The sequence below is a fragment of the Xanthomonas hortorum genome, assembly GCF_024339125.1.
GTDB classification, from domain to species: domain Bacteria; phylum Pseudomonadota; class Gammaproteobacteria; order Xanthomonadales; family Xanthomonadaceae; genus Xanthomonas; species Xanthomonas hortorum.
The window spans coordinates 5,226,791-5,241,326 of sequence record NZ_CP101417.1 but is presented as its reverse complement, the minus strand read 5'-3'; the positions used below and the strand labels follow the sequence as shown (position 1 = coordinate 5,241,326).

12 protein-coding genes and 1 other RNA gene are annotated in these 14,536 nt (G+C 64.1%); 6 read left to right on the top strand and 7 right to left on the bottom strand.

Going from position 1 to position 14,536, the window contains the following annotated elements; translation table 11 throughout:
- The first annotated feature begins 4 nt into the window (after positions 1–4).
- Genes NMB96_RS22525 through NMB96_RS22515 form a run of 3 tightly spaced genes read left to right on the top strand, consistent with a single transcriptional unit; the run spans position 5 to position 2,327 of the window.
- Positions 5–1,192 (top strand): chemotaxis protein CheB, encoded by a 1,188-nt coding sequence (locus NMB96_RS22525; protein ID WP_043889361.1) that lies wholly within the window; start codon positions 5–7, stop codon positions 1,190–1,192.
- A 34-nt stretch (positions 1,193–1,226) separates the two neighbouring features.
- Positions 1,227–1,703, top strand: a complete 477-nt coding sequence (locus NMB96_RS22520; RefSeq protein ID WP_006450740.1) for a chemotaxis protein CheW — start codon at positions 1,227–1,229, stop codon at positions 1,701–1,703.
- A 51-nt stretch (positions 1,704–1,754) separates the two neighbouring features.
- Positions 1,755–2,327, top strand: coding sequence for a GNAT family N-acetyltransferase (locus NMB96_RS22515; RefSeq protein ID WP_023904772.1), 573 nt, complete (start codon positions 1,755–1,757; stop codon positions 2,325–2,327).
- 205 nt (positions 2,328–2,532) lie between these two features.
- On the opposite strand, the gene NMB96_RS22510 is transcribed toward NMB96_RS22515, so the two are convergent.
- From NMB96_RS22510 to NMB96_RS22500, 3 genes are all read right to left on the bottom strand, one after another.
- A complete protein-coding gene (locus NMB96_RS22510; RefSeq protein WP_225970116.1) occupies positions 2,533–2,907 on the bottom strand; it encodes a hypothetical protein in 375 nt (124 codons plus the stop codon).
- 1,415 nt (positions 2,908–4,322) lie between these two features.
- Positions 4,323–4,895 carry a sigma-70 family RNA polymerase sigma factor gene (locus NMB96_RS22505; protein ID WP_023904770.1) on the bottom strand — a complete coding sequence of 191 codons (573 nt, stop codon included), beginning with the start codon at positions 4,893–4,895 and terminating at the stop codon, positions 4,323–4,325.
- Between the two features lie 29 nt (positions 4,896–4,924).
- Entirely contained in the window at positions 4,925–6,409 is a 1,485-nt protein-coding gene (locus tag NMB96_RS22500) for a vWA domain-containing protein (RefSeq protein ID WP_374728744.1), read from the bottom strand.
- Between the two features lie 910 nt (positions 6,410–7,319).
- Here NMB96_RS22500 and NMB96_RS22495 point away from each other — a divergent pair.
- Together NMB96_RS22495 and NMB96_RS22490 are read left to right on the top strand one after the other, a co-directional pair.
- Positions 7,320–8,384 (top strand): glycosylasparaginase, encoded by a 1,065-nt coding sequence (locus NMB96_RS22495; protein WP_255085772.1) that lies wholly within the window; start codon positions 7,320–7,322, stop codon positions 8,382–8,384.
- Positions 8,381–9,112: a copper homeostasis protein CutC gene (locus NMB96_RS22490; protein WP_255085771.1), complete on the top strand. Its 732-nt coding sequence runs from the start codon at positions 8,381–8,383 to the stop codon at positions 9,110–9,112. The genes NMB96_RS22495 and NMB96_RS22490 overlap by 4 nt, the downstream gene beginning before the upstream one ends.
- A 774-nt stretch (positions 9,113–9,886) precedes the next feature.
- Here the strand turns inward: NMB96_RS22490 and NMB96_RS22485 are convergent.
- Positions 9,887–10,972, bottom strand: coding sequence for a sialidase family protein (locus tag NMB96_RS22485; RefSeq protein ID WP_255085769.1), 1,086 nt, complete (start codon positions 10,970–10,972; stop codon positions 9,887–9,889).
- A gap of 393 nt (positions 10,973–11,365) precedes the next feature.
- Here NMB96_RS22485 and NMB96_RS22480 point away from each other — a divergent pair, with 393 nt between their 5' ends.
- Positions 11,366–11,695, top strand: coding sequence for a RebB family R body protein (locus NMB96_RS22480; protein WP_255085767.1), 330 nt, complete (start codon positions 11,366–11,368; stop codon positions 11,693–11,695).
- A gap of 68 nt (positions 11,696–11,763) precedes the next feature.
- Here NMB96_RS22480 and NMB96_RS22475 read toward each other — a convergent pair whose 3' ends face one another.
- The 3 genes from NMB96_RS22475 to NMB96_RS22465 form a co-directional block, all read right to left on the bottom strand.
- Entirely contained in the window at positions 11,764–11,979 is a 216-nt protein-coding gene (locus NMB96_RS22475) for a hypothetical protein (protein WP_255085766.1), read from the bottom strand.
- Positions 11,980–12,497: 518 nt separating this feature from the next.
- Positions 12,498–12,573, bottom strand: a non-coding RNA gene (locus NMB96_RS22470) — sX9 sRNA.
- Between the two features lie 81 nt (positions 12,574–12,654).
- Positions 12,655–14,496, bottom strand: coding sequence for a glycoside hydrolase family 35 protein (locus NMB96_RS22465; protein WP_255085765.1), 1,842 nt, complete (start codon positions 14,494–14,496; stop codon positions 12,655–12,657).
- Positions 14,497–14,536: the final 40 nt, after the last annotated feature.

Here is a 14,536-nt window from a genome sequence, read left to right as displayed (position 1 = left end):
CGCAATGGGAACGCCGGTCGCCCTGCTGGGCCGGCCCGGTCCGGCGCGCGAGCGCCTGCGTGAAGCGCTCGGTCTGGCCGGCGCGCAGGTGGTGCTGGAAGACGATCCCTCTGCGGTGGATGTGCAGATGCTGCGCGATGCCGAGCCGGTGGCGGTGCTGGTCGCGCTGGAGCCGTCGATCGAAGACGCACTCGAGGCGCTGGAGCCGGCCTTCAACATGCCGGGCATCACGGTGATCTTCGACGAGGCTGAGTTGACCGTGCGCCGCGAGGGCTGGGAAGCGCAGCGCTGGGTACGCCATCTGGCCGCCAAGCTGCACGGCCATGCCGACGTGTTGCCGCCGGGCACCGAGAGCGAGCCGTCGTTGCAGCCCGAGCCGGGCCTGGAACTGGCGCCGCGGCAGCATTCGGATCTGCAGCTCGATCAACATCTGGAAGCGGCGGCGCAGATCTTCGAACGCATTCCTGGCGATGGATTTTTCACGCGTTCCGGCAGCACTGATGCCGCTGCGGTTGTTGACGACAAACCGAGCCTTTCGCTGGGCGATTCCAGCACCTGGGGCCTGGTCGATGAGGTCGCCGTGGTGGTGCGCCCGCGTGCCGAGCTGGACGTGGCGGCGCTGTCGACCGGCGGTTTGTCGCTGGTGGAGCTGGACCACACGGGCGAGGCCGCCGGCGCGGTGCTGGTGATGGCCGGTATCGGTGGCCCGGATGCGATCCGTCGGCTGCTGGGCGCGTTGCCGCCGCAGTTTCCGCGCGCCGTGCTGGTGCGCATGACGCTGGACGGTGGGCAGTACGGCAACCTGGTGCGGCAGATGGGGCGCGTGTCTGCGCTGCCGGTCGAACTGGCTGAAGTCGGCCAGGTGATCGTGGCCGGCAAGGTGTATGTACTGCCCGAAGAAGTCGGTGTGCAGCAGCATGCGGGCGCCCTGGCCTTTATCGCGCACACCGATCCTGCCGCGCTGGTGGCCGCGTTGCCGCCGGCCGACAGTGCGGTGCTGATGCTCAGCGGTGCCAACGAGGCGCTGGTGGATGCGTCGCTGGCACTGGCGGAACAGGGCGGTTGGTTGGCGGGTCAGTCCGCCGACGGTTGCTACGACCCGGCTGCGGCAGCGCGTCTGGCACGCCAAGGCATTTTGACCGGCGACCCTGCGCAATTGGCGCAGGCGTTGGCACAGCGCTGGCCGGCGTAAGCCGGGCGCTTCCTCTCAGATCGGAACAAGTGCGATGAGCTACGCCAACAATGACGAAATCCGCGGCGTCCTGATCCAGGCCGGACAGGAGCGCGTGCTGCTGCCAAATGCCACCGTGGCAGAGGTGATGTCGCGGGTAGCGGTCGAGCCGATGGCCGACATGCCGCGCTGGGTGGTCGGGCGCATCGACTGGTACGGCTGGAAAGTGCCGTTGCTGTCGTTCGCGCGCCTCAGCGGCATGGGCGAAGAGCCCGCCGCAGTCAACAACAAGGTGATCGTGCTGAAGGCGCTCGGTGGCGATCCGGCGCTGCCGTATTTCGCGCTGCTCACCGCCTCGTTCCCGCAGTTGATCTCGGTGCCGCGCGACGGCCTGCTTGCCGACGCCTCCGAAGACGCACTGCCCGACGGCGTGCACATGCGTGTGCTGCTGGGCGAGCAGAGCGCACTGCTGCCGAACCTGGATGCGATCGAAGCGCAGGTTGCGCAGGCGCTTGCGGCGGTTGCTGCCTAAGCGCGGCTGGCTAGACGACGACGCGGCGGCATCTGTACTACGCTCACTGTCATGAGCCTTCCCGTCTTCGCGCCAGTGCATCATGCAGACGGTGTGGTGCTATGCGATCTGGCGGTGGTCGATCCAGCGGCGATGGCTGATTACCACACCCGTAACCGTGAACATCTCGCCGGTGCCATGCCACTGCGGCCGCCTGCGTTCTACACCACCGACGGCTGGCGGCGGCTGAATATCGCTTATCGCACCGCGGTGCCCGGCGAACGCGAATTGCAACTGGTGTTGTTGAGCGAGGCACAGGTGATCGGCACGGTCGGCTTCACCCAGATCCAGCGTGGCGCTTTCCAGGGCTGCCATCTGGGCTACGGCCTGGATGCGCAGCAGCAGGGACGCGGGTTGATCCAGTGGGCGGCCACGCAGGGCATCGCCTTCGCATTCGGCCCGCTCGGGCTGCATCGGGTGATGGCGCAATACGTCCCCGACAATCTGCGCAGTGCGCGTGTGCTGCAGCGGTTGGGTTTCCAGATCGAAGGTTATGCCCGGCGTTATCTGCAATTGAACGGCGTCTGGCGCGACCATGTGTTGACCAGCAAGTTGCGCGACGACGACCAGGCTGTTGGCGCTTAGTGCCTGTGGTGTACGCGTTGAGTTGCCGATGTGCGCGGTCGATTTGCTGAGTGTTTATTCGCGATGCGCTGTGCAGTGTCTGACGTTTGAGAGACGACTGATCCACCAAAAGGTCAGGGCTTACACAACTGCGCGCGTTGCCCAGTGACGCTACCTTGCGTTGATGGCTGCGTTGATTGCAGCGTTGTGCTGAAAGGGGGCGCCCTTATTGCGCAGTGTCGAATGGTTCGAGGCGAAGCTGGTCAGCGGCCAGATGCGTGTCTTGCACGATATCCACCTGCGTCGACCAGCCGCGTTGCTTGAGTTGATCGCGCAGTTGAGTGGCCCAGCTCTGCACCTCGGGCGCATCCGCTGTGGCGGCCCGGAGGCGGATCTGGGCAGGCACTCGATCGGCAGACAGTGCGTAACGCGCAAGCCAGTCGCGTGGCGAAGTGGAAAGTTTTAGCAGACCTGGCTTGCGGGCCATGCTGCCTTTTGCCTGGTAGACCGTTGCGTCCGGCGCGGCTGCGCTTGCGGCTGGTTTGGATGATGGAGATGCATCGCGATAGGCATCGAGGTGCAGTGTGGGTGCATTGCGCACGCGCAGCGGAGCAGCCTGGCCTGCGACATGCGCAGCGCGGGAGATCAGCGGTGTTTCTGCTACAGACGCATTTGTCTGTGTTCGCTCGACCAGTGAGGTTTGCGATGGCGGCGATGCAGGTGCCGATGCCGCGTCTGGTGCAATCGGTGCGGGTGCGGGTGTGCTGCGATCTGCGGTTGCGGCAAGCGAGCCACTGACGAACGCATCGGCCGGGCTTGCGGCGATGGGAGCAGGCGGCGGCGGGGACGCTGCTGGTGCCTGCGCGTCGATGGATTGCGCATCGACGCTTGGCGCAGGTTCGGCGGCGATCATGGCTGCACGTGGAGGCGCCGCAGCAGGCGCAGGCACAGCAGCAGGTGCAGGTGCCGCAGCAGGAGTGAGCGGTGACGCACTAACTGGTTCCGGAGCGAGGGCCGGAGCTGGCGATGGCGATGGCGATGGCTGCGCTGGGGGCAATGGTGGCAATGGCGACCGCGATGGCAACGCCGCTATCGAAGGCGCGGCCGCATTGGGTGCCTCGGCATACGCCGGTGCCGGCAGTGCAGGCAGGTCGGATGTGCTGTCTGCTGTGCGATCCACCTGGGGGGCGTCGCGCGTTGCCTGTTGAGTCTTTTGCGGTTCTGCCAATGCCGTATCAGGCGTCGTAGCCGTCGGCAGCTCCAGCGTGGGTTGACTGGCCTGCCACTGCAGGCCAATGCCAACGGCCAGCGTGATCGATGCAGCGAAGGCGAGCGTCGGCACCCAGCGCGGGCGACGGCTGCTGCGCCGGGAGGCGGCTGCGTGGCTGGTTTGATTAGAGGTTGTGCTTGATTCGAGTGCTGGCAGTGTTGATGCCTGAGCCTGAGCCTGAGCAGCAGATGCAGACGTAGATGGGGAGCGCGATGCAGCTCCAGATGTATCTACCGCTTCATTCGAAGAAGCCGACATATCCGCAGCTATCGATGCATCTTTAGCTAGAGATAAATCCGCAGCCATCGAAGTGTCTTTAGCTAGCAATACCTCTGCAGCTATCGACACATCTGCAGCGGAGGGCACATCCACACTCGGCCGCATAGCTGCCTTGTCGATGCGCGCTTGCTGCTCGATCCACGCACGCGCAGATGCGCTCAACGCCGTCCCCAATGCCTGATCGGCACGTTCGCCCTGCGCAAGACGCGCCTGTACGGCAGCGCGCTGTGCTGCCTGCGCTTGTTCGGCTTGCGCTGCGGCGGCGGCAAACACGGCTGCCATCGTGGAGGGTGCTTCGAATTGCAATCCGTCCTGTGCGGGAGTCGCTGCATTGCGTTCGGCATCTGCAGTGCGCGCGGCCTGCGCAAACCATGCATCCATGGACGCAGGCGGTGCATGCGACGGCAGGGCACGCAGCAATGCGGCAAGGCCATCGCTGCCCGCGAGAAAGCGGTCGAATGCGCTACTCATTGCGTCGCATCCAGGCTACCGCGCAGTTTTGCGAATGCATAGCGCAGCCGGCTTTTGACGGTCTCGAAGCCTTCGCCGATCACCTGGGCGATTTCTTCCAGGCTGAGTTCGGCAAAGAAGCGCAGCACCACCACTTCGCGCTGTGCGTCGGGCAATGCCATCACTGCGGCGCGCACGCGCTGCTGCTGCTGGCCGAGCATGGCCAACTGCTCGGTGCTCAGATCGTCGTCGGGCAGCTGCAGATGTGCATCGTCCAGCGCAACCGAGGTGGTGTGATAGGCGCTGCGGCGGATGTCGATCCAGCCGTTGCGCGCGATCTGAAACAGGAAGCTGGTGAACGTCGCTTGCCCGGGGCGATAGTCGCTGCAGCGTGTCATCAGCTTGACCCAGGTCTTCTGCGCGAGGTCTTCGGCTTCGCTTAGGTTGCCTTCGCACAACCAGGCCAAAAAATTGAACAGGGCGCGGTTGTGGCGCATGAACAACTCGGTGGCCGGTTGTTCGACAAACCCATTGGCGACGAGGAGCATGAGCTCCTCGTCGGGAAGATGCGCAAGATCGGCAGGTTGCATGCGCGCAGTATAGGCAAGCGCCGCGTGCATCAGTCGGTGTTGGCGAGTGGCCGGGTGCTCAGCTTGTCGGCCTGCTGCACCATATGCAGAAAGTCGGCGCGATAGCCGAAGCGGTCGCTGCCCAAGCTGCCGGCAGCCAAGGCGCCTACCTGCGGATAATCCCAGCCACGCAACTGACTGCCGCCACGCAGGCGCTGGCCGAACCCGGCCACTGCGGCGGAAAAGCGGAAGGCATCGCTGGTGGCGTTCAAGGCGCGGCGTTGATTGCTGCGAACCACCGTGTCGAGCAGCTGGCTACGCTGTGCGTCGGGCAGTTTGTAGCGCAATTTGACGTGCGCCAGTTCGCTGTCGACCGCACGCTGCTGTCGAGGCGCGGTGGTGGTGGCATAGCGTAGCGGGTCCACCGATGCGTGGCCGTCGGTCGGAGTGATTTCATACAACGCGGTGACGGTGTGGCCTGCGCCGATCTCGCCTGCATCGACCTGGTCGTTGTTGAAATCCTCGTCGCGCAACGCACGGTTTTCGTAGCCGATCAGGCGGTATTCCTTGACGGTTTCCGGATTGAATTCGACCTGGATCTTGACGTCGCGCGCGATGGTGGCAAGCGTTGCGCCCAGCTCGTGCGTGAGCACCTTGCGTGCTTCCAGTGCCGAGTCGATGTAGGCATAGGCACCGTCGCCGGCATCGGCCAGCTGTTCCATCAGCGTGTCGTTGTAGTTGCCGGTACCGAAGCCGAGCGTGGACAACGCCACACCGGAGCGCCGCTTCTCGGCGACCATGCCCTTGAGCTGATCGAAGTCGGTGACGCCGACATTGAAGTCGCCGTCGGTGGCGAGCAGGATGCGGTTGATGCCGCCGCGCAGATAGCCTTGCCGCGCCGCCTTGTAGGCCAGTTCGATACCGCTGGCACCGGCAGTGGAACCGCCCGACTGCAGGGCGTCGATCGCTTCGATGATGCGGCCTTGCTGGTCGCCGGGCGTGGGCGGCAGTACGACCGCGGTGTTGCCGGCGTAGGTCACCAGGGTGATGCGATCTTTCGCACGCAACTGGCGTACCAGCAGTTTGAGCGAGGACTGCAGCAGCGGCAGTTTGTCGGGCGATTCCATCGAGCCGGAGATATCGACCAGAAACACCAGATTGGCCGGCGGCAAATCAGTCGTTGCGATAGCGCGACCGGCGATGCCGACGCGCAGCAGCAGGCTGTCGTTGTTCCAGGGGGTGGGCGCCAGTTCGGTGCGCACCGCGAAGGGTTTGCCGTCGGCCGGTGCGGGATCGTCGTAGCGGAAGTAGTTGATCAATTCTTCCACGCGCACTGCGTCGACCGGCGGCAGCGTGCCTGCACTCAGGAAGCGCCGCACATTGCTGTAGCTGCCGGTGTCCACATCGATGCTGAAGGTGGACACCGGATTCGCTGCGGTCTGCACGATCGGGTTGTCGCTTAGCGTTTGGTAGGTTTCGCGGTTGTCGGCGGGTGCCGGCAGGATCGGCGGCATCGGCATGAGGTTGTCGAGCATTGGGCGACGCGCGACCAGTTTGGCGGCCGGTGCGCGTTGTGCCACGAAGGACTCGAGCGCTGCCGGCATCGGCGATGGCATCACTGATGGCGATGATGGCGGAGGTGGTGGGCTCGGCGTGGAAAGCTGCTCCATTGCGTGTGCAGGGGCAGGCACTGCGAGCTGGCCTTTGGCGTGCGGCGTCGTCGATGCGGTGGGTTGCGAAGGCTGCGCGGTGGCAGGCAAGGCGGTGGTGCGCGACCTGTCGCTGTTCGGCTCGGTCGGCTCGTGCGAGCAGGCGCTCAGCAGCAGGGCGAGCGCAAGAAGGCTATGACGTGGCATGGGAATCCTTTTTTGCGTGGCGAAGGTGGGATGGGTGAACAACTGGACAGCCCGAGGTCGCCGTGCACTGCGCCTCTGTTGAGTAAACGGGCCAGTGCGGCGAATGGGGTTAAGTGGGTTGAAGATTTTTTTGTAGCGGGTGGGCGCTGCTGTGTGCAGTGTCAGATGAAGGGTTGGCTGGGCGAAGTGGCATTACTTGCTTCCGTACCTTCACCCCAACCCCCGCTCCGCGCCCCAACCCGCGCTAGCAGCGCGAGCGCTCCAAGACATGCGCGCCAATGGCGCGTATGCCGTGCCTTCTCGCCCCGATGTGAGAGGGCCTTGATTCCTCCCTTCTCCCATCGGGAGAAGGTGGCGCGTAGCGCCGGATGAGGGTACGGCTGGGCAGGGCGCTGTCGGTCGCCCCGTACTCTCACCCCAACCCCTCTCCCGATGGGAGAGGGGCTCTACAGCCTTCACGGTGCGTTATGCGCGGATCCGCATTGCTGGGGGCCGCAATACGGTTTATCCGCACGCGGCGCTGCCGCATGATGGAAGGCTGTTGCCGCGTCCTGCGGCTGCCTGTTTTCTTCATTCATGGAGTTCCCGGATGATCCAACGTCGTCACTTCCTCAAGAGCGCCACGCTTGGTGCGATCGCTTCCGGTCTGGCCGGGTGGGGCGCACGTGCGCAGGCGGCGGTCGGTGCCGGCACCGGCGGGCGCGTTGCGGTGTTGCCGCGCGGCGCGGCGCGGGTGATTTCCACCTGGGATTTCGGTATCGCCGCCAATCAGGAGGCCTGGAAAATTCTCAGTACCGGCGGCATCGCACTGGATGCAGTGGAAGCCGGCGTGCGCGTACCCGAAGCGGACCCGAGCAATCCCACCGTGGGGCTGGGCGGTTACCCGGATCGCGATGGGCGGGTGACGCTGGACGCCTGCATCATGGATCACCTGGGCAATTGTGGCTCGGTGGCCGCACTGGAAGATGTGGTGCATGCGATCTCGGTGGCGCGCGCGGTGATGGAGAAAACCCCGCATGTGATGCTGGTCGGTGACGGTGCGCGTCAGTTCGCGCTGGAGCAGGGCTTTCCGAAGACCAAGCTGCTCACGCCGAGCTCGGAAGCGGCGTGGAAGGAGTGGTTGAAGACCTCGAAGTATTCGCCGGAAGCCAATATCGAAAACCGCGCCTGGCGCGATGCCAAATTGCCGGGCGGCAAGGACAATCACGACACCATCGGCATGCTGGCGCTGGATGCGCACGGCAACTTGTCGGGCGCGTGCACCACCAGCGGCATGGCGTGGAAGATGCATGGCCGGGTGGGCGACAGCCCGATTATCGGCGCCGGCCTGTATGTGGACAACGAGGTCGGTGGTGCAACCTCCACCGGCGTTGGCGAAGAAGTGATCCGCAATGTCGGCAGTTTTGCGGTGGTTGAAATGATGCGCCAGGGCAAGTCGCCGGCAGAGGCGTGCCGCGAGGTCGTCATGCGGCTGATACGGCGCAAGCCCGAGCTCACTCGCACACTGCAGGTGGGGTTTCTGGCAATGAACAAGCAGGGTGAGGTGGGTGCATTCGCGATCCAGAAGGGTTTCAGCTACGCGGTCTGCGATGCGCAACGACAGGATCTGCTGGTGCCCGGTGAAAGCCACTACACCACTGAGCCTGCGGCATGAGTGCATTGGGGCTGGAAGTGGCTGCCGATTCGGTGGGTTCGGCATTGGCTGCGCAGGAAGGCGGTGCGATGCGGGTGGAGCTCTGCGGTGGTCTGGATGGCGGCGGGCTGACGCCATCGTTCGGCACGCTGGCGGTGGTGCGTGAGTGTTTACAGATTCCGCTGTATGTGTTGATCCGTCCGCGCGTGGGCGATTTCGTCTTCGATGCGGACGAGGTCGAGGTGATGCGGCGCGATGTGGAGCTGTGTGTGCGGCTGGGCTGCGATGGCGTGGTGTTGGGCGCGCTGGATCCGCATGGGCAGGTCGACATGCGCACAATGCTGGTGTTGATCGAGGCGGCGGGATCGCTGGGTGTGACCTTCCATCGTGCGATCGATGTCAGTGCCGATCCGGGGCGCGCGCTGGAAGATGCGATCACGCTGGGTTGCGAGCGAGTGCTGACGTCGGGTGCGCGTGCGAGCGCGCTTGAAGGTGTGGACACCATTGCGGCACTGGTGCGTCAGGCCGGCGATCGGATCAGCGTGATGCCGGGCGCTGGTGTGTCCGAAAACAATGTACTTACGCTGCGTGCCAATACCGGTGCGCGCGAGTTTCATGCCTCCTCACGTGGGCCGGTTGCGGCACAGGTGCATGCGCGGCATGCGTATATCACCGATCTGGGCGGCGATTACCAGCGCACCGATGTGGCACGTGTGCGGCGGATAGTGGGGTTGTTGCAGGGGGCATGAGTTTGGAAGCTGCTCAGTTGCAGAGCGGGTGATCTGTGGGTTTGCTGCAGGGCCCTTGCCCGCCCACCCTCGCGGGACACGCCGCAAGTACGTCCGTGTAGGCTCTTACGCGGCATCCATGCCGCGTAAGGTCCCGCGACGGTGAGCGGGCAAGGACCAGTCGGGATGGTCGGTGTGCATGTTTTCAACAAAGCAACCGACTAATTTTCTGGTGCGGTGAAGGCACCGTGCACTCGACCGGCAAGGCTTTTTACCTGAGCTTCTGATTGCATCTAAACGACGCTATTACTCAAGTCTCAGTGTGTCGAAGTGATTGCTTAGCGCGGGTAGATCAGTTGCAGAGCGGGTGATCTGTGGGTTTGCTGCAGGGCCCTTGCCCGCCCACCGTCGCGGGACACGCCGCAAGTACATCCATGTAGGCTCTTACGCGGCATCCATGCCGCGTAAGGTCCCGCGACGGTGGGCGGGCAAGGACCAGTCGAGATGGTCGGTGCGCAGGGTTTTCAGCAAAGCAACCTGTAAATTCCCTGGTGCGGTGTCCTTGCCGATTGCGGGACCGTGTGGCGGCATGGATGCCGCCACCGAGCCTACATGGACGTACTTGTGGCGTGTCCCGCGAGCGGTGAGGGCACCGCACCCTCGATTAACTGAGCTTTTGACCGCATCTAAACAACGCTTCGATTCGAAATTTCGGTTGTCTTGTGTCCTTCCTGCGTGTCCTGCGAGCAGTGAGGACACCGCGCCCTCGACCTATACCTGACTATGCAGCAGTGGCTATGGCGTCGTGCTATCCGCGTTGCCGTCAAGTCGCGCCGGATCGATCACTACATGCTTGATGCGTTGACGTTTCCAGGTGTAGCTGATGTGCACCAAACCATCGCGGGTCTGGATCACGGCAGGATAGGAAAACTCGTCTTTTGCGCTATTTTCCAGTGTGAGTACGCGCTGCCAGTGCACGCCATCAGTCGATAGCGCCACCGCAAGTGTGCCTCGGCCGTCCCACCAGTCCTTGCCGGCGATGCCCGGGTTGTAGACCAGCAGGGCGCGGCCGTCGCGCAGCATCACGGCGTCGGTGCCGGAGTTGGGATTTTCTACGTCCAGCAATTGCATCGGTTGCCAGTGCAGGCCGCCATCATTGGAGAACGTACTGAAAAGCTTGTTCTGCTGGCTTCGGCCCAATATCTGCACGCGGCCGTCTGCATGCAGCAACACGCTGGGCTGGATCGCGCCGATCACTGTCGGATCATTGAGCGGCATGCCGCGTTGCCAATGTGCGCCGTCGTCGTCGCTCCATTCCAGATGCGCGCGCCAGCCACGGTCTTCGCTGCTGCTGGGTGCGAGGATGCGGCCGCTCGGTAATTGCACCGGCTTGTTCTTAATCGGGCCGAGAATGCCGTCGGGCAGGCGCTGCTGTGGCGACCAGTGCGCACCGTTGTCGCTGGAGGTGATGCGCAGGCCCCACCAATCGCGCGGATTCGGGCCGAGCTTGTAGTACAGCTGCACCGGCCCGGTGCGGGACTGAAACAGCACCGGATTCCAGGCCGGCAGTGCGGCGCCATCTAGGCCTGCGTGCGCGCCGTCGGCGATGCGGCGCGGTGTCTGCCAGTGCTGCGGGCCGCGTTGGGCGAGCCAGATACCGACATCGGCGGCACCCTCGTGTGCGCCGCCGAACCAGGCCGCCAGCAGGGTGCCGTCGCGGGTTTCCAACAGCGTAGAGGCGTGCGCCTGCGGCGTCGGTGCCGGATCGGCGATGAACTCGCTGAGCACGATCGGTGAGGGCGGCGATGCCCGTGATTCAGCGTTGGCGGCGAAGCCCGCGAGGCTCGCAACAAGGCAGGTCAGCAGGCGTGACAGAGGCATCGTGGTCCAGTCCTGTGCGGATTTTAAAGATACCTATTTATTATCTATTAAATACCATGTGCTTTGGTTGTCGCGGGCGGCCGTGGTCGCCGACCACTGCGAGGACCTGCGATGTCATCACACCCGCTCTTCCCGTTGCGCTGGCTGGCCGCATTTGGCCTGACCGCCATCGCGCAGAACTTAGCTGCGCCTGCGCCTGCGATGTGCATTGCGTAGTGGTATCGCGGGGATTCATTCGCATGCGCGCAGGCCGTTATCGAGATGACACGGTGTGCGGTTGGCTGCTGCATGGTCGGCGTACCGCGCGTGGTAGGCAGGTGCGATCGGCTTTCAGTGCCGATGGGCCTGCAACAACGCGCAGCGCCGTGTATTTGTCCACTCAGGAGCGCGCATATGGCTTTTCCAACCGCAGTCAACGATCAGATCACCGATGCCGTCACGCAGACCAACGTCAAGGTGATCGGCGAAGCGCCCGCCATGGCGATGGGCACGATCTACCAGAGCATGGCCCAGTCGAGCGGGATTCTCTTCGCTAACGCGGTGGCCGCACAGCAGCAACAAAACACGCTAGCGCAGGCCGCCACGAATCAGGGCGTAATGCAGATCTACAGTCTCGATACCACCGCTTCGGCGGCGGACGTCGAGAAGGTTGCGCAAGCGGGCGTGGCCGACAATCTGACCAGTCTGCTCACCGTGCTCAAGGCGTTCAACACCGGCAAGTAAGGGTAATTGGCGACAGCTGCAGCGCTGTCGCCAATGTTGCTGTTGCTGACGCGAGCGCGTCGTCTCGCTCAGGCCGCGTCGTCGTCGCGCGCTTGCGGCGGCAGCAGGATCTGCGGTTGTTTGGCCGAGTGGGTCTGGCACAGGAACGTCATCAGGTGCGCCGCTTCGGTGCTGCCGATCGGCTGGCTGGGCACGGGCTTGCTGTGGACGTGTTCGGCAAAGGCGTGCTGGGTCTGCTCCGGAACCGCGGAGACAGGGTCTTGCGTAACGGTGGACGACGACATGAAACGCTCCTGGAACTCACCAACCGACCGTCGCTCGATGGAACGACGGGAATGCGCCACTGACTTCCACAACGGCGTGAGCCGGTGATCTTGCCTGGAATGCGATCTGTTCGATACTGCACAGGTCGCAGACGCTGCGTGGGCAGTGGACGTCCAGATAACGGCGTGGGCGCGGCAGTCTGAAGGGTGTAGATCCAGGGGGGCGCTATTGGGGTTGCCTGGCAGTTGGTTTTACCGCCTGCCAGCTGTCACGCAGCTCATCAGACACCCGCGCAACGCGCACTGCTCTCAACCATGCACACCGACCATCTTGACTGGTCCTTGCCCGCCCACCGTCGCGGGACCTTATGCGGCAGGGATGCCGCAGAAGAGCCTACACGGACGTACTTGCGGCGTGTCCTGCGATGGTAGGCGGGCAAGGACCTCGCAGCCAAGCCGCAGATCAGCCGCTCTGCAACCGACGCATCCACACCCATCCAACCCTCCCAAGACAAGCAAGATCTCGCAGTCTTGAAAGTAGCCGACACAACGTAGCGAACCGTCGGCAGCTGGGGATGGACGGCGCACTTGGAGCGACATGTACAAGCAGTACATGCCGCACCGAGGATCTACCTGGATGTCGTTGACAACAGCCGCGCCCGCCTCACGGCCGCAAAGTAGTATGGAGAGCTGCTCTTATTCCTTCGGCGTAATCCACACCTGCTGCTGCAGCCCGCGCACGCTGGGCTTGGCGGTGCTGTCCAGATCGAACACCACCACGGCGTTGTCGCCCTTGCGCTGGAACGGCGCCGGGAAATACAGCGCACGTTGCGGGCCGATGGTCCAGTGGCGGCCGAGGTTGACGCCGTTGGCCCAGGTCACGCCCTTGCCGAAGGCGCGCATGTCCAGATAGGTATCGGTGGGTGTGCCGATGCGCAGGGTGCCGCGATGGAAGGCCGGGCCGTCGACGTGATTGCGGGTCCAGCCGCGCAGGCTGTCGGGCGAGCGCATCGGCAGCGGGAAGGCCTGCCAGCCGGTGAGTTGCCGGTTGTCCAGCAGCACCGGGTCGACCAGGCCGGCGCGGCCGTCGGCCATGCGTGGGCCATAGTTGATGCGGCCGCTGTTTTCCACCAGCACATCGAGCGTGTGTTCGCCGGCCGGAATATCCACGTTGGTGGAGACCTGCTGCAGCCGACGTTCGACGCTGCCGACCGGCTTCTTGTCCATATACACGCGTGCTACGTCGCGCACCTCGCCCAGGTACAGCGCGCCCTTGCGCGGGCCGGTGACGGTGGTGCGGTAGAGGATGTAGCCGTAATCCTGGCCGAAATGTTCCATCGGCTGCGGGGTGTCGATGGCGATCGGCGCGGGCAGGTTGTCCCACAGCGAGGCCGATTCGCGCAGTTGCGTTTCCGGCAGTGCGGCGATGGCGATCGGCGCCGGCAGCGCGGGCGTTTGCACGCCGGTAACGCGAGTGATGGCGTCGCGCATCAATGCGAACTTGGGCGTGGGGCGACCGGCCTCGTCGAGGATGGCGTCGTAGTCGTAGCTGGTGGTCTGCGGTGCGTAATGGTCGCTGGGATTGCCCTGGAAATTGGCACCATTCATGAAGCCGAAACTGGTGCCGCCGATGAACATGTAGAGATTGGCCGAGTGGCCCTGGCGCAGGATCCACTCCAGTTCTTCGGTCTGTTGCTTGGCATCGGTGCTGGCGTGCGGCTTGCCCCAGTGATCGAACCAGCCGGCCCAGTATTCGCCGACCATGCGCGGTTGGTCGGGACGGAACTTGATCAGTTTTTCGAAGGCGCTCTTGGCTTCGCCCGGCGCGAAATTCACCACCGCCAAGGTATCCGGCAAGGTGCCGTTGGCGAGCATGTCGGCGCCGTCGGAAGTAAACAGTAAGGCGTCGTCGAAGCCGGCCTTGACGTACATGGCGCGGTTGTCGGCCATGTAGGCATGGTCGTCGTCGTAGGAGCCGTATTCGTTCTCGACCTGCACGGCGATGATCGGCCCACCGTTGTGGTTGAGCAGCGGATGTACCTGTTTGGACACGGCATCCAGATAGGCCTGGCTGGCCGCAAGAAAGCGCGGGTCGCGGCTACGCACACGGATGTTGTCCTTGCCGAACAACCACGCGGGGTAGCCGCCGGCTTCCCACTCGGCGCAGGTATAGGGGCCGGGGCGCAGGATCACGTTGAGGCCCTGCGCGGCGGCTTCGCGCACGAATGCGGCCACATCGTTGTTGCCGGCAAAATCGAACTGGCCTTGTTGCGGTTCGACCAGATTCCAGAACACGTAGGTCTCCACCGTGTTCAGGCCGAGTGCGCGTGCCTTCTGCAGGCGGTCCTTCCAGTATTCGCGCGGAATGCGCTGGAAATGGATGGCGCCGGAGAGAATCTGATACGGCTTGCCGTCGCGCACGAACTGCGTGCCTTGGGTGCCGAAGCTGGGCCAGGTGTCGGTAGTAGCGGCAATCGCGGTGACGGGAAGTGCGAACGCGAGGGCCAGAACGAGCGGTGCAAGGGTGGTGCGCAACATGGGAAGTTCTCGGCGGAAACGAGTGACGAATGACGAATGA

Excerpts from the sequence above, each read along its gene's own strand:
- NMB96_RS22520 (WP_006450740.1), top strand. The coding sequence starts at position 1,227 with ATGAGCTACGCCAACAATGACGAAATCCGCGGCGTCCTGATCCAGGCC.
- NMB96_RS22515 (WP_023904772.1), top strand. The coding sequence starts at position 1,755 with ATGAGCCTTCCCGTCTTCGCGCCAGTGCATCATGCAGACGGTGTGGTG.
- NMB96_RS22495 (WP_255085772.1), top strand. The coding sequence starts at position 7,320 with ATGATCCAACGTCGTCACTTCCTCAAGAGCGCCACGCTTGGTGCGATC.
- NMB96_RS22500 (WP_374728744.1), bottom strand. The coding sequence starts at position 6,409 with ATGCTCGACAACCTCATGCCGATGCCGCCGATCCTGCCGGCACCCGCC.
- NMB96_RS22475 (WP_255085766.1), bottom strand. The coding sequence starts at position 11,979 with ATGTCGTCGTCCACCGTTACGCAAGACCCTGTCTCCGCGGTTCCGGAG.
- NMB96_RS22525 (WP_043889361.1), top strand. The coding sequence starts at position 5 with ATGGGAACGCCGGTCGCCCTGCTGGGCCGGCCCGGTCCGGCGCGCGAG.
- NMB96_RS22490 (WP_255085771.1), top strand. The coding sequence starts at position 8,381 with ATGAGTGCATTGGGGCTGGAAGTGGCTGCCGATTCGGTGGGTTCGGCA.
- NMB96_RS22505 (WP_023904770.1), bottom strand. The coding sequence starts at position 4,895 with ATGCAACCTGCCGATCTTGCGCATCTTCCCGACGAGGAGCTCATGCTC.
- NMB96_RS22465 (WP_255085765.1), bottom strand. The coding sequence starts at position 14,496 with ATGTTGCGCACCACCCTTGCACCGCTCGTTCTGGCCCTCGCGTTCGCA.
- NMB96_RS22485 (WP_255085769.1), bottom strand. The coding sequence starts at position 10,972 with ATGCCTCTGTCACGCCTGCTGACCTGCCTTGTTGCGAGCCTCGCGGGC.
- NMB96_RS22480 (WP_255085767.1), top strand. The coding sequence starts at position 11,366 with ATGGCTTTTCCAACCGCAGTCAACGATCAGATCACCGATGCCGTCACG.